The sequence below is a fragment of the Alkaliphilus crotonatoxidans genome, assembly GCF_054658015.1.
In genome coordinates, this window is the sequence record NZ_BAAHXS010000004.1 from 451,358 (window position 1) to 471,323 (window position 19,966).

Annotated in this window: 19 protein-coding genes and 1 other annotated feature; of the genes, 5 read left to right on the plus strand and 14 right to left on the minus strand. The window is 41.0% G+C overall.

Annotation, left to right across the window (positions count from 1 at the left end):
* Positions 1-954: a permease prefix domain 1-containing protein gene (locus ACYQ1I_RS04735; RefSeq protein WP_459762873.1), complete on the plus strand. Its 954-nt coding sequence runs from the start codon at positions 1-3 to the stop codon at positions 952-954.
* A 63-nt stretch (positions 955-1,017) separates the two neighbouring features.
* On the opposite strand, the gene ACYQ1I_RS04740 is transcribed toward ACYQ1I_RS04735, so the two are convergent.
* From ACYQ1I_RS04740 to ACYQ1I_RS04770, 7 genes are all read right to left on the minus strand, one after another.
* Positions 1,018-1,326 carry a hypothetical protein gene (locus ACYQ1I_RS04740; protein WP_459762875.1) on the minus strand — a complete coding sequence of 103 codons (309 nt, stop codon included), beginning with the start codon at positions 1,324-1,326 and terminating at the stop codon, positions 1,018-1,020.
* A gap of 167 nt (positions 1,327-1,493) precedes the next feature.
* Positions 1,494-2,585 (minus strand): Gmad2 immunoglobulin-like domain-containing protein, encoded by a 1,092-nt coding sequence (locus tag ACYQ1I_RS04745; RefSeq protein WP_459762877.1) that lies wholly within the window; start codon positions 2,583-2,585, stop codon positions 1,494-1,496.
* Positions 2,586-2,672: 87 nt separating this feature from the next.
* A complete protein-coding gene (gene gatB, locus ACYQ1I_RS04750) occupies positions 2,673-4,118 on the minus strand; it encodes an Asp-tRNA(Asn)/Glu-tRNA(Gln) amidotransferase subunit GatB (RefSeq protein WP_459762879.1) in 1,446 nt (481 codons plus the stop codon).
* Entirely contained in the window at positions 4,118-5,593 is a 1,476-nt protein-coding gene (gene gatA / locus ACYQ1I_RS04755) for an Asp-tRNA(Asn)/Glu-tRNA(Gln) amidotransferase subunit GatA (protein ID WP_459762881.1), read from the minus strand. The genes gatB and gatA overlap by 1 nt, the downstream gene beginning before the upstream one ends.
* A 12-nt stretch (positions 5,594-5,605) precedes the next feature.
* Positions 5,606-5,893 (minus strand): Asp-tRNA(Asn)/Glu-tRNA(Gln) amidotransferase subunit GatC, encoded by a 288-nt coding sequence (gatC, locus tag ACYQ1I_RS04760; RefSeq protein WP_459762883.1) that lies wholly within the window; start codon positions 5,891-5,893, stop codon positions 5,606-5,608.
* Between the two features lie 12 nt (positions 5,894-5,905).
* Positions 5,906-7,195 (minus strand): aspartate--tRNA(Asn) ligase, encoded by a 1,290-nt coding sequence (gene aspS / locus ACYQ1I_RS04765; RefSeq protein WP_459762885.1) that lies wholly within the window; start codon positions 7,193-7,195, stop codon positions 5,906-5,908.
* A gap of 78 nt (positions 7,196-7,273) precedes the next feature.
* Positions 7,274-7,532, minus strand: a binding site (T-box leader).
* Positions 7,533-7,808: 276 nt separating this feature from the next.
* Positions 7,809-8,450 carry a hypothetical protein gene (locus ACYQ1I_RS04770; protein ID WP_459762886.1) on the minus strand — a complete coding sequence of 214 codons (642 nt, stop codon included), beginning with the start codon at positions 8,448-8,450 and terminating at the stop codon, positions 7,809-7,811.
* Between the two features lie 197 nt (positions 8,451-8,647).
* Between ACYQ1I_RS04770 and ACYQ1I_RS04775 the strand changes: the two genes are divergently transcribed.
* The 3 genes from ACYQ1I_RS04775 (at position 8,648) to ACYQ1I_RS04785 (ending at position 11,440) form a co-directional block, all read left to right on the plus strand.
* The gene (locus tag ACYQ1I_RS04775) at positions 8,648-9,538 is read left to right on the plus strand and encodes a LysR family transcriptional regulator (protein WP_459762888.1); all 891 of its coding nucleotides are present in this window, start codon (positions 8,648-8,650) and stop codon (positions 9,536-9,538) included.
* Positions 9,539-9,688: 150 nt separating this feature from the next.
* A complete protein-coding gene (locus ACYQ1I_RS04780) occupies positions 9,689-9,937 on the plus strand; it encodes a hypothetical protein (RefSeq protein ID WP_459762890.1) in 249 nt (82 codons plus the stop codon).
* A 60-nt stretch (positions 9,938-9,997) separates the two neighbouring features.
* Positions 9,998-11,440 (plus strand): basic amino acid/polyamine antiporter, encoded by a 1,443-nt coding sequence (locus tag ACYQ1I_RS04785; protein WP_459762892.1) that lies wholly within the window; start codon positions 9,998-10,000, stop codon positions 11,438-11,440.
* Positions 11,441-11,547: 107 nt separating this feature from the next.
* On the opposite strand, the gene ACYQ1I_RS04790 is transcribed toward ACYQ1I_RS04785, so the two are convergent.
* Together ACYQ1I_RS04790 and ACYQ1I_RS04795 are read right to left on the minus strand one after the other, a co-directional pair.
* The gene (locus tag ACYQ1I_RS04790; RefSeq protein ID WP_459762894.1) at positions 11,548-11,970 is read right to left on the minus strand and encodes a YwiB family protein; all 423 of its coding nucleotides are present in this window, start codon (positions 11,968-11,970) and stop codon (positions 11,548-11,550) included.
* Between the two features lie 40 nt (positions 11,971-12,010).
* Positions 12,011-13,105: a D-alanine--D-alanine ligase gene (locus ACYQ1I_RS04795; RefSeq protein ID WP_459762896.1), complete on the minus strand. Its 1,095-nt coding sequence runs from the start codon at positions 13,103-13,105 to the stop codon at positions 12,011-12,013.
* A gap of 192 nt (positions 13,106-13,297) precedes the next feature.
* Here ACYQ1I_RS04795 and ACYQ1I_RS04800 point away from each other — a divergent pair, with 192 nt between their 5' ends.
* Positions 13,298-14,635, plus strand: coding sequence for a helix-turn-helix domain-containing protein (locus tag ACYQ1I_RS04800; RefSeq protein ID WP_459762898.1), 1,338 nt, complete (start codon positions 13,298-13,300; stop codon positions 14,633-14,635).
* 232 nt (positions 14,636-14,867) lie between these two features.
* Here the strand turns inward: ACYQ1I_RS04800 and spoIIR are convergent, their stop codons facing one another.
* The 5 genes from spoIIR to ACYQ1I_RS04825 all read right to left on the minus strand — a co-directional run bounded on the left by spoIIR (position 14,868) and on the right by ACYQ1I_RS04825 (position 19,720).
* Positions 14,868-15,518 (minus strand): stage II sporulation protein R, encoded by a 651-nt coding sequence (gene spoIIR, locus ACYQ1I_RS04805; RefSeq protein WP_459762900.1) that lies wholly within the window; start codon positions 15,516-15,518, stop codon positions 14,868-14,870.
* Between the two features lie 89 nt (positions 15,519-15,607).
* Positions 15,608-16,801 carry a Ger(x)C family spore germination protein gene (locus ACYQ1I_RS04810; protein ID WP_459762902.1) on the minus strand — a complete coding sequence of 398 codons (1,194 nt, stop codon included), beginning with the start codon at positions 16,799-16,801 and terminating at the stop codon, positions 15,608-15,610.
* The gene (locus tag ACYQ1I_RS04815) at positions 16,791-17,903 is read right to left on the minus strand and encodes a GerAB/ArcD/ProY family transporter (protein WP_459762904.1); all 1,113 of its coding nucleotides are present in this window, start codon (positions 17,901-17,903) and stop codon (positions 16,791-16,793) included. Before ACYQ1I_RS04815 ends, ACYQ1I_RS04810 begins: the two co-directional genes overlap by 11 nt.
* Entirely contained in the window at positions 17,903-19,483 is a 1,581-nt protein-coding gene (locus tag ACYQ1I_RS04820) for a spore germination protein (RefSeq protein ID WP_459762906.1), read from the minus strand. The genes ACYQ1I_RS04815 and ACYQ1I_RS04820 overlap by 1 nt, the downstream gene beginning before the upstream one ends.
* Before the next feature lie 12 nt (positions 19,484-19,495).
* Positions 19,496-19,720 (minus strand): CLC_0170 family protein, encoded by a 225-nt coding sequence (locus ACYQ1I_RS04825; RefSeq protein WP_459762908.1) that lies wholly within the window; start codon positions 19,718-19,720, stop codon positions 19,496-19,498.
* Positions 19,721-19,966 lie beyond the last annotated feature (246 nt).

The window sequence follows — 19,966 nt, forward strand, 5'->3', positions numbered from 1 at the left end:
TTGGAAACTATTCAAAATTATCTGGACAATCTTTTTGCCAATCTGCCTAAAACAAAGGAAATACTTCACATTAAACAGGAGCTTTTGTACAGCATGGAGGAAAAATATCTTGAGCTAAAGCATGATGGCAAATCTGAAAATGAAGCCATCGGTATTGTTATCTCAGAATTTGGCAACATTGACGAGCTTATTGATGAATTAGGCATTAAGGTGGAAGATACGCCTCCAGCAGCTCCCACTGTTTCAAAGGATGAAGCAGAGGATTTTTTATTTATTAAAAAGAAATCTGGGAAATGTATTGGCTTAGGTGTATTTTTTTGTATATTAGGCCCGGCCATTTTAATTTTATTGATCGGCCTTACCGGCAGCACGGCCTCAAGCCTGGGTATTACCCTTGGGCTTATTATTCTACTTTCCTTGATTACAGTAGCCGTTGGTCTATTTGTTTATTCTTCCAATAAATTAGAACCCTATCAATACCTGGAAAATGGTGTTTTTCATCTGCCCACCCAGCTTAAAATGGAAATCCAACAGCGGAAAAAAGATTATTTACCTACCCTAACCATCAGTACCATTATAGGTATAGGGCTATGTATTATTTCTCCCATTACTGTTATTGCCGCCTCTTCCCTTGGTGAGAAGGTAACAATCTATGGTGTAGTGGCCCTATTGCTATTAATCGCCACGGCGATTTATATTTTAATTTATTCCAGTACTCAAAAGGAAGGCTACAACATATTACTTCAAGAGGAAGAATTTGATGTTAAAGTGAAAGAAGAAGACAGGGTCATTGGTGTAGTGGCTTCCATTGTATGGCCCGTTGCCTTATGTATTTTCCTTGTAAGCGGCCTAGTTTACGGTAGTTGGCATATCAATTGGGTTATTTTCCCCATTACAGGAATCCTTTTTGGTGCCTTTTGCGGTGTTTATAATAATTTAAAAAAACCTTCTTAAAACCAAAATGATAGGGAGTCCAGCACTGGTATTAAAACTCATGTGCTGGATTTTTCTTTCGCTCTATTTTCTCTTTTTCTTTTTTTTATGGGCTTCATATTCATTCACCTTTCTTTCAATCCATTTGAACATAAACAGACCCCATAAAAGTCCAACAGGGCAAAAAATAATTAGGGCGTAAAGGGTTTCAATAGAGAAAAGACCCTTCAGTAGTTTTTCAATTGAAAAGCCTTGGGTTGTTAATACCAATAATATTCGATAAATGATAGCTGTACTGATCCCCCAGTTTAAAACTCCATGAACCAGTATATAACGCTTTTTTCCCATTTGATAAGCCTTTAAAACCCGTTCCTGCTGCGCTTTATCCTCCATAATGATGTCCCCCTTTTTCCTTCAATTATATCAAACACAAAAATCTTTGACCATTCAATGATATATTATTCCCTTGGGAATCTTTCATGAGAGGTACCCACAGAATAACAACTATTGAAAAAACATCCCAGAAACAAATGAGAGCATGTTCTCTGGGATGTTAATCATCATTTAAACCTCACGGGTATTTTAAGTCTTAATTGAAACGATCCGTTTTCCTGACTGTATTCCCCCAGTTCAAGACTGCCCGTTTCTGAGTCTGGAGCTGTAAAGACAATTTCGTCATCAAAGCTTCCCCACTGGGGCCCCCCGGCTTCAGCCTGTACCACAGCCTCATGAACAATCTTACCGGAGGCATCTATTATTCTTACCACAAAGGACCCCTCAAAGGCAATGATTTTTCCCTTTACCTGAAGGGGGCTTGTTATTTCACTATTTTTTTCGGGCTTTTCCAACCCGGCAAAAATTAATTTTTCTTCCATTTCATATTTTTCCCCATCAATGGTGACCACTTGATACTGAGAGGCTTGGTCTGATTTAACCCTAACCATCACCTCTGGATAGGTAAGGGCCTGGGTGTTTGTATCTTCCGCCCCAGGCGTAACCTCCTCGATGGTAATTCTCCTGGGGTAAGCCTCTTGATCGTAGTCCGTCACCTTGATGGAATAGCCTCCGGTGGGCTTTTCGCCAGCAATTATTTTAATATAGGTACCATCAGGATGCTGATAAACATAGGCCCCCTTTTTCGTTCCAAAACCCTCAAGCCATTCCCTTGCCTCCTCTGGAAGCACCTCTTCTTCTACAATGACAAATTCACTGTGAAAATCCCGGGTAATAAAATCCCGAAGGGCTTTAGATTCTATAACATATTCCATACCCGTGGGCCCAAGGGTCAGCCGCTGATTCTGCTCTGCCAGATAAATCACCAGCTCTTTACTTTCTTCCCTTTCTTCCTTTAAATAAACCACCATTCCCTGTTCTGTGACCACCTCTTCTGAAGCAGCTCCTTCTTCAAGGGGCCTTGTTTCCCGAAGGATATTGGCCACCTCTTTAAATAGGGCTTCATCCTGTAAGACCGGTGTTCTTTCCAGATCATGAATAATTTGAAAGCCTGTAATTTCTTGCGCATTTATTTCATGGTAAGTATACTGCCGAATTTCCCCCTCATCTACCTCAGAGGGAATCTTCTCCTGAGGCTGACATGCGGTCACAATCATCATCAGACATATCTGAAACAGCAGCATATTTAATTTCTTCACCCTTAACCGCCTCCTTTGGATCTGTTAATATCAGTTATCTTTCAATATTTATATCCAAATTCGGCTAAATCATACATAAAAAGGAGGTTAGCTATTTTTCCGAGTCTCTAATTTTTCCTGAAGCAGCTCCTTTGCCATTTGAGGATTGGCCTGGCCCTTAGTGGCCTTCATGACCTGCCCCATTAAATAGCCCAAGGCCTGGGTTTTCCCTGAAAAATAATCCTCAAGGGATTGGGGATTAGCCTCCATCACCTCATCAATTATTTTTTCCAGCACATCGGTACCGCTGATTTGGCTTAGGCCTTTTTCCTCCACAATAGACATGGGGTCCTTGCCAGTCATAAACATTTCTTCAAAGACCTCTTTTCCTATCTTACCGCTGATCTTACCCTCGTCAATCAGCTTCAGCAAGGCTACCAGGTCAGCCTCTTTCAAAGGAATAACATCCTCCTGCTCCTGTTCCTTCAAGAGCCTTAGCAGGTCCCCCAAGACCCAATTGGCAGCAATCTTAGGATTAGCACCGCCCTTTACAACCCCTTCATAGAACTGACTTAAGGCCTTATTGCCTACCAGTATGGCTACTTCCTTTTCAGTCAATTGGTATTGCTCAACAAATCTGACCTCCTTGGCGGCGGGCAGCTCGGGTAGATCTGCTTTGATTGCATCCACCTGGGCCTGCTGAAGCAATATCGGAGTTAAATCAGGTTCGGGGAAATACCGATAATCATGGGCATCCTCTTTGCTTCTCATGGGAATGGTTCTACCCTTACCACTGTCCCACCGGCGGGTTTCCTGAACAACCTTGTGACCTTCCCCAAAGCTATACAGCTCCCTTTGCCGTTTTTCCTCCTTTTCCATGGCCCTTAAAAGCTCTTTAAAGGAGTTCATATTTTTAATTTCCACCTTGGAGTTTAATTCCGTCTGCCCCATTTTTCGGATAGAAATGTTGGCATCACAACGGAGGGAGCCCTGCTCCATTCGACAGTCAGAAACCCCGGCATATTCCAGTACCGCCTTAAGGGCTTTCACATAGGCCACTGCCTCCTGGGGTGAACGCATGTCTGCTTCTGATACAATTTCAATGAGCGGCACCCCTACTCTGTTATAATCCACCAGAGATACGGCTTCTTCTTCAAGATGCACCAATTTTCCCGCATCTTCTTCTATGTGAATCCGATTAATTCTAATGGTTTTTTTGACCCCTTCCACCTCAATCTCTACACTGCCTTCCTTGCAGATGGGCAGATCATACTGAGAAATTTGATAGGCCTTTGGCAGGTCCGGGTAAAAGTAATTTTTACGATCCATTTTGTTCACCAGGTTAATACTACAATTAAGGGCTAGCCCAGCTTTAATGGCTAAATCAACCACCTCTTTATTCAAAACCGGCAGCGTTCCCGGCAAACCCAGGCAAATGGGGCAGGTATGGGCATTGGGAGCGGCCCCAAAGGTGGTCGGACAATTACAAAAGATTTTTGACTGGGTGTGCAGCTCTGCATGTACCTCAATACCAATAATTGTTTCCCAAGCCATTATTTCTCCTCCTTCCATTGGGGTCTTTTTCCTGTAAGATCAAGGCTTTGTTCAAGGGCGTAGGCAGCTTGAAGCAGTTTTTTTTCTGTATAGGCTTTGCCAATCAATTGAAGGCCTATGGGCAGACCACCTTCACTAAAGCCGCAGGGCATTGACAAGGCCGGCAACTTAGCCAGGTTTACATTAATCGTATAGATATCGCCTAAATACATCTCTAAGGGGTTATCCAGCTTCTCACCCAACCGATAGGGTAAGGTGGGGGTGGTGGGGCTTAAAATTATATCATAGGACTGAAAAACCCTTTCAAACTGTTCAATAATTTTTTCTCTTAAAGCCTGGGCCCGATTATAATAGGCATCATAATAGCCAGAGGAAAGAGCATAGGTACCCAGCATAATTCTACGCTTCACCTCGTCTCCGAAGGCCTCGGTTCTGGTTTTTTCCATTAACTCTTCCAGCTTTTCAAATTCCACCGGCCGGTATCCATAGCGTACGCCGTCAAAGCGTGCCAGGTTGGAGCTGGCCTCGGCTGAAGAGATAATGTAGTAGGCTGAAAGCCCCTCCTGGTTAATGGGCAATGAGATTTCTTCTACAACAGCACCCAATTTCTGAAATAATTCTATACTTTTTTGAAGGGATGCTAAAATTTCAGGGTCTAGCCCCTCTTGGAAAAATTCCCTGGCAACAGCTATTTTCAAGCCTGCTGCCCCTTTGTCTAGGTCCCTCAGATAATCCGTCTCGATGGGCTGCTGGACGCTGGTACTGTCCATGGAATCATTTCCCTGCAAAACCTCCAGGCCAAGGGCACAATCTTTAACTTTTTTTCCAATGGGCCCGATTTGATCCAGGGAGGAAGCAAAGGCAATTAGGCCAAAGCGTGAAATTAATCCATAGGTTGGCTTTAACCCCACCACACCGCAGAAGGCGGCCGGTTGCCTGATAGACCCGCCCGTATCTGAGCCCAGGGCCAGGGGTACCATTCCTGCCCCCACCACTGCAGCCGAGCCTCCCGATGATCCTCCTGGCACCCGATCTTGATCCCATGGGTTTTTGGTTCTTTTAAAGGCAGAATTTTCATTGGTTGACCCCATGGCAAACTCATCCATGTTAGTTTTACCTATAATAATGGCATCGGCTTCCTTTAGCCGCTTTACCACAGTAGCATCGTAGGGTGGAATAAAATCTTCCAGCATCTTAGAAGCACAGGTGGTCAAAATCCCATCGGTACAGATATTATCCTTCAATGCAATTGGTACTCCCGCCAGCTTGCCCAAGCTTTCACCCCTGGCAGCCCTTTCATCTATTTTTTTTGCGGCGATTAATGCCTCTTCTTCACAAAGGGTAATAAACCCATCTATTCGAGGCTCTACTTCCTTAATTTGCTTTAATGTTGCCTTCACCACCGCTTCTGCGGTGAAGGTTCTCTCAATAATTCCTGTCCTTATGGCCTCTACGGTCATGGTTTCTATTTGCATACTGCCACCTCCCTATTCAATAATCCTGGGTACTTCAATGTAGCCCTGCCGCACTTTTTTCGCATTTTTAAAGAGTTTTTTCTTATCTTTAAAAATAGTTGCCTGATCCTCCCTTAATACCGTCTGTTGCACCGGTTTCAGATCGACAGCCTTGGAATCATTAAGCTCTAACCTATCAATTGATTGAAAGTGACCCAGTATGGCCTCAAATTCCTTTGCCATTTTTTCCGCTTCAGCCTCTGTCAGCCTTAGCTTTGCCAGCTTAGCAATATATTGAACCTCTTCCCTTGTAATTTCCATCCTTGCTCCCTCCTATGGTGTTATTCTCTTTAAATCCCTTGGTAATAGGGTTGCCTGACGTATGTTATCCAATTCAAGGAGCTTCATGGTGATCCGCTCCAGGCCTATGGCTAAACCTCCATGGGGCGGCATGCCATATTTAAAGCTATCAACATAAAAATCAAAGTCCTCGGGGTTTAAGCCAAATTCCACCATGTTGGCCTTCAGGGCCTCGTAATCATGAATTCTTTGACCCCCTGTGGTGATTTCAAGCCCTTTATAAATCAGGTCAAAGCTCTTGGTCATGCCGGGTAATGCCTCATCAGGCATGGTATAAACGGGCCTTTTAGCCGCCGGATATTTTGTTAAAAATACAAAATCACTTTGGTAAACCTCTTTCACATATTGGGAAAAAAGCATTTCCCCCTCAGCATCAATGTTCCCTACTGGTGACTTCTTTCCGTATTGATCCAGCAAAACCTGCTGTGCCTCGGATAAGGGAATTCTGGGAATAGATTTAATTTCAGGCAGTTCAATTCCAAATAGCTTTAATTCCTTTTCACAGGTCTTATTCAAATGCCCCATTAAATATTTCAAGAAGGCCTCTTCTAAGTCCATAATATCTTCTTCGCTTTCAATAAAACCCATTTCTATATCGAGGCTGACATATTCATTTAAGTGTCGCCAGGTATTATGAAGCTCTGCCCGATAGGCATGGCCTACCTCAAAAACCCGTTCAAAGCCTGCCCCCACCATCATTTGCTTATAAAACTGGGGACTTTGGGCTAAAAAGGCCCTAGTATCAAAGTAATTTACCGTAAACATTTCAGAGCCTCCCTCGGTTCCCGAGGCAATTAGCTTGGGTGTGTGGATTTCAGTAAAGTGTCTGGCCTTTAAAAAACTTCTAAAGGCCTCAACAATTTCCTCCTGAACCTTAAAGGGTGCCCTGACCCTTGGGGACCGAAGGCTGATGCTTCGATGATTCAATTGGGTTTCAAGATTGGCCTTTACGGCTCCGTTGTTAATAGGGAAGGGCAAAGTATCGTAATGGGCATTTCCCACTACAGTAAGGCTGCTTACCTGAATTTCAACACCACCAGGAGCCTTTTCATTTAAATGGCTGACACCCCGGGCTTCAATGGCCATTTCAAGCCTCAGACCCTCCCTTAAGTCCTTTTCCACCACCAGCTGTAAAATGCCGGTTTTGTCTCTTAATTGTACAAAACTGATTTGACCTATGTCATAAATTTTATGAATCCATCCCTTTACCAGTACTTCTTCACCAATTTTCTCGCTAACATCTTGTACATAGCTTCGCTGCATAAAAATTCCCTCCTTCAGCTCTCCTTTAGTCCATTCTTTAATTTAGGGCAATAAAAAAACCCGCTCCTATACCATTGGTATAGGGACGGGATTCTGTTGGCTTCTCGCGGTGCCACCCTAGTTAGCCTTAATAAGGCTCTCTTAATCAGTACGGACACAGTGTATCGATACCTAGCTGATATAACGGTCAGCGACCGACTAAGTCTACTCTCCCACGGGGGATTTCGGTTAGCTGCTCAGGGGTGTTCTTCAGTACAGGCTTTGTATTGGGCTTTCACCATCCCCAACTCGCTTCGACGCCACACTTTGTACTTACTCTCCCCATCAATGCATTTTCATGAATGGCTTTTTATATTTAGAAGTATTATACCCATAATTAAATAGAAATGCAATCTTTTTTTGAAAATTAATTTTTTTATATATATTATTTTCATTGAATAGAGTCAAATTAATCTGCTTTTTTCATCCTCTTTCATCGGGCTTTAGTTAAATGTTTCCTTCTGGCTTAACATTTGTCCTTCAATACAAAGAAGCCCCCAGATCGCTAACTGTAAAGGGTTCTGGTTAAGCTACCCTGCTGCTGATCTAAGGGACCTTTATAATATTTCAATGTTTATTCTTCTAAAGGTTTATCGTCTGACCAATATAAATTTTCCATTACCAAGCTGGCTCTAGGTACAAAACCCTCGGCGAATTCCCCCGGATGCCTTAAAATAAAAACAAAATACCTGTCATGATGCTTTCCTAAATAAGCATAGGCTTCACCGTTATTTCCATGGTACTCTTCAATCGACCAATCCTTCAGGCGATTTTCGGCTTCAACAGCCTCACCGTCGAACCCTTGAAGGGTCAGCATTCCCCCTTCTCCAACCATTTGGGGCTGCTCCTTTATGGTCTCTGGGAAGAAAAATAGCTGCAGGTATACATCGTCTTTTTTCTCATTATTATAATTGGCATAGAACCAATAGACATCTCCTTCGCCAGAGCTGGCATTTTCAACAATTAAATCCTCTGGAACATAGGTTTTAAAAATACCGCCATTGTAATAATAAGATACAACGGTTTCCTCCATTCCTTCTATTTCAATTGTTTGTTCCTTTGATTCGGATAGCCGGGTTTCATTTTCTGGATTTTCCTGCTCCCGATCTTGTTCCTGTTTTATCTGACTTTCTTCAGGAGGCCGAGTGCTGCATCCTGTCAAGGCCCCTGTTGCCACTAGGGATGCTATAATCACCCATGCAACTCTTTTTTTCATATTTTGACCCTCCTTTTAAGTGGTATTCAATCATTAGACGCAAGGATTTAAACTTTGTTCCCCCTTAGATTGATATGGTTCAATAACCTACAATCACCAGGTTTATTGATACCATTATATTACTTAATTGGCAAATGTTCTTTTATCATATATTATAATTATGTGGGAATTAAATGACATGCAAGGGGGAAGTCAAAATGGAGATTCGTACCTTACAGACCTTTTTGGTAGTTGCAGAGGAATTGAACTTGACACGGGCCGCCATCAAGTTGAATTATTCTCAGCCTACCGTAACAAAGCATATTAAAAGCCTTGAGGATGAACTGGGAACAGTATTACTTACAAAGCATAACGGGAAGTATGTATTAACCCATGCAGGAGAGCGTTTATACAAGCATACCATTAATATTATCAGAGAAATAAATATGACCTATGATATTTCCCCTAAACAAGGGGCCAAGCGTACCATTAAGTTTCAGGGCCATGACTATTATGGCTTTCGTTACTTTATTCCTGTAATCAAGGAAATGATTAGACTGGACCCGACAATCACCTTTGAAATTAATGCCTCTAGCAATGAGAGTACCATTAGAAAGCTATTAAAAAAGGAAATTGATTTGGGTATTGTTTCGGGAATAATAACATCCTCTGATTTAATTCATGATTGTATTGGCTACGAAGGGATGTGTATTTGTATTTCTAAAAAGAACTACGCAGCAAACCAGGATTTAAAGTATTATTTAGAAAAATACCCTGTCATTATTGATCAAGCAGAAAAGTTTAACTACCACAATTTTTTTGATAAGTATTTGAATCAACCCACCATTATTCATTGCAGCAGCGATGAAATTACCCAAGAAGCAATTCTTCAAGCAGACATACTGGGGATTGTCAGGTCAGGAAGGCTGCAACAATTTATACAATCAGAGGAAATTGTCATATTAGAAACCCTGACCAAGGAAGAGCCTATCCATGTAGTTCGAAACAAATCCACAGCTTACGATAATCATATAATCAACTGTTATGATTTAATTTTAAAGCAAGCCCAGTTTAATAAAAACAGTAAAGTGCTGATTAATTGGGGATGATTCCGTTACCCTCTACTTTGCCTCCCGCTCTTTTTTTATCATTTTACCATTCCTTAAAGGCCAATCAAATAATCATTAAAGAAAGGAATAATGATCATTCCTTTTCTTTTTACTTTTTGAACTGAAATTAAGCTATAGTATTAGTCAAGAATGTCTGTCAAGCATCTAGGTCAGCCAATCAGATTCTTCATTCCCATCAGGAATGAAGAGCAAGCCCTGCCTAAGGAACCAGAAAAGTACAATGGCCTATGGAAAAAACAAGACACAGCTACCTACAGGCAACGGGAAATCGATTTCATTCATCGAGCAGGGAAGGGTCATTTTAAGAGGCTCTGTAATGATCCGGTACTCGAAATGAAATCTATGGACAAAAATCCAAAGGGAACCATGATATTGTAATGGGCACAAGGGGAGCAGAAAATGACCCCCAAAACAAATTTGTATGAGGAGGCAATATGCATGGAAAATAGTCAACAGCTTGTTGATAATCAACAAAAAGGTATTGGTATAATTGGTTTAGCTGGTCTTGTTGTGGGTTCTGCCATTGGTGGTGGCATTTTTGGTATGATGGCAGATCTATCTGGTTCTGCACCAGGCCCAGCTTTGTTTGCCTGGCTGCTGGTAGGAACTTCAATGTTGGCCTTATCACTATCTATTAATAATATTATTAGAAAAAAGCCTGACTTAGAGGGTGGAATGTTCGGCTATGCTCAAGCAGGGTTCGGTAAGTTTGCAGGATTCGTCAGTGGATGGGGCTATTGGATTACCTGTTGGCTTGGAAACGTGGCCTTCGCTATGCTTTTAATGAGTGCCATTGGTTATTTTATACCCATCTTTGAAGGAGGACAAAATATTCCTTCCGTTATTTTTGCAACAATTGTTTTATGGTTTATGGCATATTTAGTAAATCGAGGTGTAGAAAATGCCAGTATACTCAATGCTATAGCAACCTTTGCTAAATTAGTTCCTCTATTTATTTTTATTGTAGTTTCGATAATCGTTTTTGACAGCAACGTTTTCTTTGAGAACTTCTCTGGCCGCAACCTGGTCAATGAAGCAGGTGTTGCTGTTACCTTTAAAGACCAGGTCTTAAGCTGTATTATGGTTATGCTTTGGGTCTTCGTTGGTATTGAAGGGGCTTCTGTAGTCGGCTCCCGAGCAAAGAAAAAATCAGATGTCGGTAAAGCCACTGTTTTAGGTTTAATTGGCCTGTTGCTGGTTTATATACTTGCTTCTATGCTTCCCTTTGGCGTTTTGAGCCAGGCTGAGCTTCAAGCCATTTCCAGGCAGCCTGCAATGGGCTATGTTTTTGAATTGATTGTAGGAAAATGGGGGGGCATTTTAATTAATGTGGGATTAATTATTTCCCTTCTGGGAGTCTGGCTTTCCTGGACAATTCTGCCCTCTGAAACCATGCAGTCTATGGCCAATAATGGCTTACTCCCTAAAAAATGGGGCAAATTAAACAAGAATGGAGCCCCTACAGGTGCACTAGTCCTGACAACCATTATTACCAACATCTTTATTTTAACCGTATCCTTCACTGATAAGGCCTATCACTTCGCCTATACCCTTGGAACCGTATCAATTTTTATGACCTGGTTATTTCTAGGACTTTATCAAATTAAGATATCCTTTAAAGACAGAAACTTAAGCCAATTGGTCATTGGATTAATTGCCAGTGCATTTCAAATCTGGTCCATTCTTTTCATTGCCCTAAAGGATATGTTCATTATTTTGATGATGTATTTACCTGGCCTTTATTTTTATTACAGAGCAAGGAAAGAAGCAGGAGAAAAGGAAGCGTTCCCAGGAAAAGAAAGGTTCTATGCCATTACTTTGGGAGTCTGCGGTGTATTGGCAATTCTTCTATTCTTCAATGGTACCTTGGGTATTCAATAGGCTGTAAGTAATTTATTTTAACGTGCATGGTTAAATGTGAATCTATGCCGTAAGAGGAAATTTTAAAGGGGCAATGAATTAATCATCCATCGCCCCCTTTAGATCCTCTATGAAAGTGTAATTTCTAATCGATTTTGGGTTTCCGCCAGTCCAACGATCATCATATCATAATCTATTTCTATTTTACCCCTTTTTTCATCATCCTTTAAATCAATTGATAATCCCCTGGTTTTCAATTCCATCTTAAAATCTCCGTAGGGGGTTCTATAATCACCACTAAAGTGTCTGCCCAACTCAAAGACCATGTGGCTGTCTGCGCTGCCATAGCGTTTCATTGAAACACGGTTATTGCCCTCAATTTTCAAGGTGGTGGTGCTGCCTTCCATTCCCGATATTTCACTTTCTTCATAAACTATGTAAACAGCATTATTTTTTTGATAGCGTTTTGCCTCTGTAAATAATTCGATGGCACTTTCTTCGCCCCGAGGATCCCGTTGAATCCCTACAACCTTAATCATTTGCTTATCCATTATCTTCCCAACCTTTTTATTAATCTTTATTTTCAAATATTCAAATTCTATCTTGATGGCGCTCGATGGCCAGTTCAATCAGACGGTCAATTAGTTTTTCGTAGGGAAGTCCGGTGGCCTCCCACATTTTAGGGTACATGCTGATCTTGGTGAAACCGGGCATCGTATTGACTTCATTAAGCAATATCCGATCAGTTCCCCTCTCTACAAAAAAGTCCACCCGGGCTAAACCTGTACAATCCAGTAATTGATATACCTCTACGGCCATTTGCCTGATTTTTTCGATTATCTGGTCTGACAATTGAGCAGGGATAACATATTGGCTGGTACCATCGAAGTATTTATCCTGATAATCATAGAACTCATGGGAAGGAATGATTTCTGCCGGGATAGAGGCAATCGCCTCATCATTTCCTAAAACCGCACATTCTATTTCTCTGCCGTTGATAAATTCTTCAACGATTATCCTTCGATCATATTTCGCAGCCAATTGAAGGGCTTTAATAAGCTGTTCAGGATTTTTGGCCTTTGATATGCCTACACTGGAGCCTAAGTTAGCCGGCTTAACGAATACCGGGTATTGAAACTGAGCTTCAACCTGTTCAACAATAAAATGAGGATTTTTTTGAAAATCCTTTCGCTTAATTAATGAGTAATTTGCCTGGGGAATTCCAGAGGCCTCCAGCAGCTTTTTAGTCATCCCCTTATCCATTGCTACGGCTGATGCCAATACCCCCGCCCCTACATAGGGTAGACCCATCATTTCCAATAGCCCTTGAATGGTACCATCCTCACCAAAGGGCCCATGTAAAACAGGAAAAACCACATCTATATTTTCGATTTGCTGACTTGAAAGCGATAAAGGTCCGCAATTCAATTGAGCAGGCAGCGAGGTATTCTGCTGAGAATTTTGAATCTCTGAAACCAGATTAACACCATTCTCCCAGTGACCAGACTCAATTTCTTCTATCGTACATTCACATTGCTTCCAAATGCCATTCTTCGTTATCCCCACGGGAATAATATTGTATTTTTCAGTATTCATCGCCCGTAATATGGAAGCAGCCGACATTAAAGACACATCATGCTCCCCAGACTTTCCTCCGAATACTACCATTACATTAATTTTCTTCATCTATGCACCCTCTTTCCTATTACTATTAATATTCTACTCTTGTTTGTACTATTATTCAACTCTTGGCGCAGGCTTAATAAACCACCTTTTTTTAAAGTAAATTGATTGTTTTAACACGATATATTGATTATTGGTTAAATATTATATATATTATATTTAGAATTGTTATTAACTTTAAGGGGAGGGGTCATCTTGAATATTTTAAGTCCAGGTGAAAAAATAAAAAAACTCCGTAGGGATATTGGCTTAAAGCAGGATGAAATAACGGATAATCAGGTTACCAGAAGTCTGATCAGTATGATAGAAAATGAAAAACGTGTTCTCAGTCCCCAAACGGCTAAAATAATTGCCCGAAGGCTAAATCAGTACTATAAGCATGTAGGCAAAACCATCACTGCAGAATTTCTGATGGAATCCAAGGAAGACCAAGTAAGAAGAATCATTGACACTCAGTTGCAATCGATAGATAGCATAATCAAAAATAATAAACCTGTTGATCTCAACCATACCTACGAGATGTTTGACCAGCTTATGAATTTAGCCGCTGAGTGGTCTATGAAGGACTATGGGTCTAAGGTTCTTATGAAAAGAGGTGATTTTCATTATCAAACATCAAAATATAATCAAGCACTGATGGATTTCTTCAGTTGCCTAGAATACTATTTAGAATCTAAAAAATATATAGAAGTTTCTCGTATTTACAACCGTATCGGAAATTGTTATTTAATGAAACTTTTTATCGATGAAGCGCTCTTATACTATCACCGGGCCTTTGCCATTGCCGCCGAAAACAATTTACCAAACCTGAAAAGAATTAAAATGCTGACAACCTATAATTCTATCATTTGTCATAGAAAGGGTAAAAGATATGATCTGGTGCTTCAATTTATTCAGAGCTTTAAGGAATTGGAAACCACCGATGAATACGCCAAGGATCAGGTTACTTTAATGGAGGCCAGTACCTACCGGGATTTAGGGAATTTTGAAAGGGCTGAAAGGCTATATGAAAAGCTACTTATGAAGGCGGAGGAAATAGAAATCAACACGTTGGCACTAACTTATAATAATCTTTCGGTTTTATATCGAAAGATGGACAAATATGACCAAGCCCTGAAATACGCTAACAAAACCCATGACTTAATGGATTGCACCGATTCTAGAATTCCCCCTTTTCTATTATGTGAGCTGGCAGAATGCTATCGAGATTTAAAACAGCCGGATTTAGCCATTGAACTTCTGTTTCGTGCCCTTGAGGCAGCCGAAGTATCAGGGCAAATTGAAAATATTATTGATATTTACTTACTCCTTTCCGACATGTACCGAAATTATTATAAGGATTTTGACAAAAGTGAGGCCTACTTAATGAAGGCCAACAACATTGTCAATCAACAGGGAATCCGTTCAAAATTCACAGAAATCAATTGTAAAATCGCCAGCTATTATTTTGAAACGAACCAATTAAGCCAATGCAAAAAGTATTTGGATTTAGTAAGTACTACCGATATTAACACCTTAACTATTCAAGCGTGACATAATTAACACCTCTCGTCCATATATTTTAATTAATAAACCCAATGGGAGGTGTGAATGTGAGCAAATTTAAAGGACTACTATCTTTTTTACTTCTTGGTCAGCTTGTTTATGTGCTAGAAGTCGCCGCTGGCGGTGAGGGAATGCCAATTGTCGATGCCCTTACTTACTGGCTTTAAAAAATTCCCCCTTCTTATCATGAAGGGGGAATTTAGGTTCGTTATCATTTTAGCTAGAAGAAGGCTGCCAGCCTGCTGATTTGATTTTTCGATTTTACGATTAAATCCCAAAGCTTTGACCTTAATTGAAGGGGCAATTCTCTTTCATTAATACCTGATAAGACCAACTGGTATTCATCTTCAGAGAGTACCGCCTTTAGCTCTTGTTTTGTTTTTTCATCTACAAGGCCACTTTTCACATCAATGAAGCAAAGGGGTGGGAACATGACACACCACCAATTTTGCCCTTGACCTTCACCAATAATTACTCGCAGGGCCTCATAATCTCCTGCAGGAAAAATGAGATTTCCATATTTTCTAGTGGGAAAGGTCTGTTTTTCTAAAGCAACTGTTACCGCATAATTTTCCTGATTTTCCGCCACCACTTGGGCGGCCACGGCTTGAATATGATCCAGCTCCTTAGAAATAATTACTCTGCTTTCCTCAATGCTTTTCACATTTTTTAAGGAATCCGACATTTCCTTCATAATTTGATCCCGTACCTTTAGCTTGAGTGCTTGGTCTGCCGGCGAATCGCTATTGGCCAGTACGTGGAAGCGTATCAGGCTTTCTTTATTAAGCTGCCCGCTCTGGCCTGCTTCTGGTAACAGCACTAAAGCCAATAGCCCTATTAGGACAATAAATATTATTTTTTTCTTATTCATAATGTTTCCCCCTGCTTCTCCATTTGTTTGTTCTATTCACAGTATGTACAAGGCGGGGAAATAATATACAGACCCACAGCAAATTTCCTCTACCTAGATAAGCCTACCCTTCTAATTTTTAAGTCTACGTTAACCTCCACCTGTAGATTTGGAAAGATCGTATCCCAATCCTTTTCTATTTCTCGCCAAAGCTTAGGGTAGTGCTTTCTAATATAATCGTCAAAACCAATTACATCTGCCTGAAGCTCACTTTGTAGTTGGCTAATGGTATGATCTAGCATAATCTTAATGGTATTGCCTGCCTCTTTTTGAATTTCTTCAATAAACCGGGGGTCCAATAAATCTGCTTGAGCATTAAAATAAAATTGCTCAACATCTGCTTCTGCCACAACATTGACCTGCATTTTTATTTTATTCTGATCCATTAACATTTTAAAATCTGTATTGGAATTGGTCACATCAAAGGGAACAATTTGCTCCCCTACATAGCTATGCAAGCCGTAGCTTTTCACATGATTATGTAATATGTTGATTGCCAGGGATTCCAGTTCTCCCAGCCAGCCTACAAAGCTCATGTCTTTCATCACAGCTGCCCCTGCCACCTTGATTTCATCCTCTGAATAGGTAATTCTAGGTATCACCGCATTTCCATTTTCCCTTAGACTGGTAAGAATCTTACCAAAATCCATCATGGGGGCCCGGTCTGTTCGTGAAGTTCCTGACAACAAATTTGCTAAAAGATCGCCAATATTGGGCTCCAGTTTAGATTGCACCTGTAAGGCATCCTTGGCCTTGCCCTCTACCACTGCCAGAGCAGCCCGTCGACTTAGCATAGGCTCCTTTTCTCCTGCATCTAAAAATTCCTTAAATAGCTGTTTGTTTTTAACAAATTCTTCACCCAACAGCAATGTTTCAAGGTGCCCTAAAAATAATAGGGCATCGGCCCTAGAGGCAATTTGCTGCCGACTGATATAAACCGATTCACCTACACTGCTCATCACGACATTCAATGCTTCGATTTCACCCGATATTGCGGAGGTGTGTTTAGGAAAAACAAAGGTCGTTTCAATGTTTTTCTCACCTCCACGGATAAGTGCTTCTAATCCTTCATCACCTGTACCTTTACTTAAGGGGGAATCATCGTCCTCTGGCTCAAAACGATCGACCCCCAGGGCCATCACAAAGGCTCTTTCATCTATTTCAACACTATCCCAACAGCCTGTTAAAAGCATCGACAGGATTATAATAATCAATATTTTTGTATGCCCTTTATTAATTATCATGGGAACCCTCCTTTTTCAGCCGTTTTCTGATTAATATGCTAATTAATATTAATAAGGGAAAGCCAAAAGCCACAATGGTGGAGGCATATTGGGTAAACACGTCAAGGATTGCATATGCCTCTCCCAGATTTTCTCCCAGCAATGAAAAAAAATAAACAATGGGTACCAGTGGAAGGGCAAAATAATTGTTTTCTCTACTTTTGAAAAGCTGTTCTAGGATAATAACCTTCCCCATAAATACCGGCGCAATGGACATAAAAACTGTAAACACCCACATGGCCATTACAAATGCCTCGACATTTTCAATGAATAGACCCGGCAGCTCAATGGTTTTAAATAAGCTCAAGGTTGGCCAAATAAGATTTTGTGTCTGTTCATTACCAAAAACCAACAACGTGGTGGTATTTAATCCAATATAAAACATGGTTATGATAATAATCGCTCTGCTTGTTACCTTCGGTATTCTTTCGGGCTTAACGACATAGGCTCCAAATATTAAAATTAAGTCAAAGCCCAGATAACTGAATAGCACCAGGGGAATCGCCTTAACAATTTCCATAAAGCTGATATCTAATATCGGCAACAGATTATTGATACTGCTGTCTTGAAGCAGCAGTAAAAATAGAATAATGGTGGGCAGCAGAATGATCGGCAGTAAAAATTCTGCTAATCGCCCCAGTACCTCAATTCCCTTTCTAGCTAAGAACACCGTTACCAGCAACACACTTAAAATAATAACCTCGATAGGTGTATTAAAAAGCAGAAACATTTTAACTACTTCTGCAAAAATTCTGGTTAAAAACCCATTTAACACAATCAGGTAAATCAGTAGAAAAGTTATATAGATATAGGCCACCGGCTTTGACAGGTTACTGGCTATAATATCTCTATAGCTGGTTAGCGGCATTTTTTTAACGATGTACCCATGGCCGTAGACAACAGCTGTCGTAATGGCACCACCAATCACCAGTATTAACCAGCCACTGGTACCGGCCGCCTCGCTCAGGCTCCTGGGCAAGGTCAAAATACCTGTTCCCACGACAGTTAAAATAATAATGTTGCCTAGCTGGGAGGGAGAAATTTTATCGTTGTTACGGTACATTATTCTTCCTCCTTTTTGTCAAAATCCTCTGGTCTTTTATCATCTAAGCGGTTTCGCTGTTTTTCGTTGACCGTATGGGGCCTGTCATTCATACTAATCCAGGGAAAACGGATAAAAGTGTCCTTCATATCTTCAATGTTGTCGATATAGGTAACGTAGGGGTACAGGTAGGGAATACCAAAGCTTTTTAATCCACACAGATGTATGAGTAATATGAGCATACTCAAGGTTACTCCATACAGCCCCAGAAAGCCTGCTGAAAAAATGAAGGCAAACCTTAGTAATCTGAAGCCAATGGCAAGATTGTAGCTGGGTACTGCAAAGGAGGCAATGGCTGTAATGGCCACAACAATTACCATCAAAGGGGAAACAATTCCTGCCTCTACCGCTGACTGACCAATGACTAGCCCTCCAACGATACCAATGGTGGCACCAATGGGCCCCGGCAGTCTGACCCCAGCTTCCCTTAAAAGCTCTATGGTGGTTTCCATAATTAAGGCCTCTACAATGGCGGGAAAGGGGACCCCCTGGCGACTGCCTGCAAGGGCCAGGGCCAACTGAGACGGAATCATTTGGGGATGGAAGGTACTTACCGATACGTAGAGGGCCGGCAGCAGCAAGGATATAATAGCGGCAAAATACCTTAAAAGCCTTACCGCCGTGGCAATATTCCATCTTTCATAATAATCCTCCGGTGATTGAAGCATGGAATTAATACTAGCCGGCAGTACCAGGGCAAAGGGACTATTATCAACAATAAGCACAACCTTTCCCTCTAACAGGGATGCAGCGGCCACATCGGGCCTTTCGGTATTCCTGATCTGGGGAAAGGGAGAAGCCCAGCTATCTTCAATAAATTGCTCAATATAGCCGCTATCTAGGATGGAATCCAGGTCAATTTTTTCCAAACGGTTTAATACCTCATCCAGAACCTTCTGATTTACAATATCTTCTATATAAAAAACCGCCACGTCGGTTTTAGACCGAAGTCCCACCTGCATTGCCTTTACCTTTAGTCTTGTATCTCTAATTCTTCTTCTTAACAGAGCTGTGTTGACTCGAAGGGTCTCGGTAAAACCGTCCCTGGGCCCCCGTATAACCCCTTCCGTTACTGGCTCTGTAACGCTTCTGGCAGCCCAACCCTTGGCTGCAATGATGATGATCTTATCATAATTATCCAGTAAAAGGAGTGCTTCTCCACTTAACAGGTTCGTAATGGCATCATCAATGGTTTCGACTTCTTTCATCTCACTAACAGCCAGGGCCTGGCTCTTTAGTTGATTCGCCATGTGAACTTTAATTGCTTCTGCCTCGGGGGGAGTCATTCTGACTGTGGTCATCAGATTATTTAAAACGAACTCATTCAGCAGCATTTTATCAGACATGCCGTCAATATAAATCAGCGCAGCCTTAAGGCCATGGTCCTGGCCGACTTCCAATTCTCGATAAATAATATCATCGCAATCCTTAAGCAATGCCTTGATCAAATCTAAATTCTTATTAATCTCCCTATGGGGAACCAGCTTTTCAGCTGATTCCTTTTCCTCTTTATTTCCAAATAGTCTATTCCAAAACCCCATTTTCTAGTCTCCTTATCTAAAGATACTAACTGCAACGTAGCCTAAAACTCCACCAATTAAATAAATATATCCCATATACTTGGCTAATTTATACTCCTTGTCGAATTCTTTCTTTCTCAGCTGGGGGGCATCGATTAACAGCAAAAACAACCCGACAAATACCACGATTAAAATGATATAAATATCATAAACGGTTCTTATTTTCTCTAGCAAATTAGATAAAGAAAATATCTCCAATCCATCACCCTCTTTTTTAATCTTCTTATAATTTTTACAAATTAAAGCCTTTATATGCAATAAATCGAAAATAGCCCATTTGCCAATAAAAAAAGTCATTCTTTGGAAGATTCAAAGGATGACTTTGTTAAATGCTATATCTGGAAAATTTGTTTTAATTTAATTACTAGTCTGTTGAATACCTAGCTTTCTATTTTGATTGCCGTTTTTTTAGGATGCCGGTATTATTCAACCACCATTTAAGTG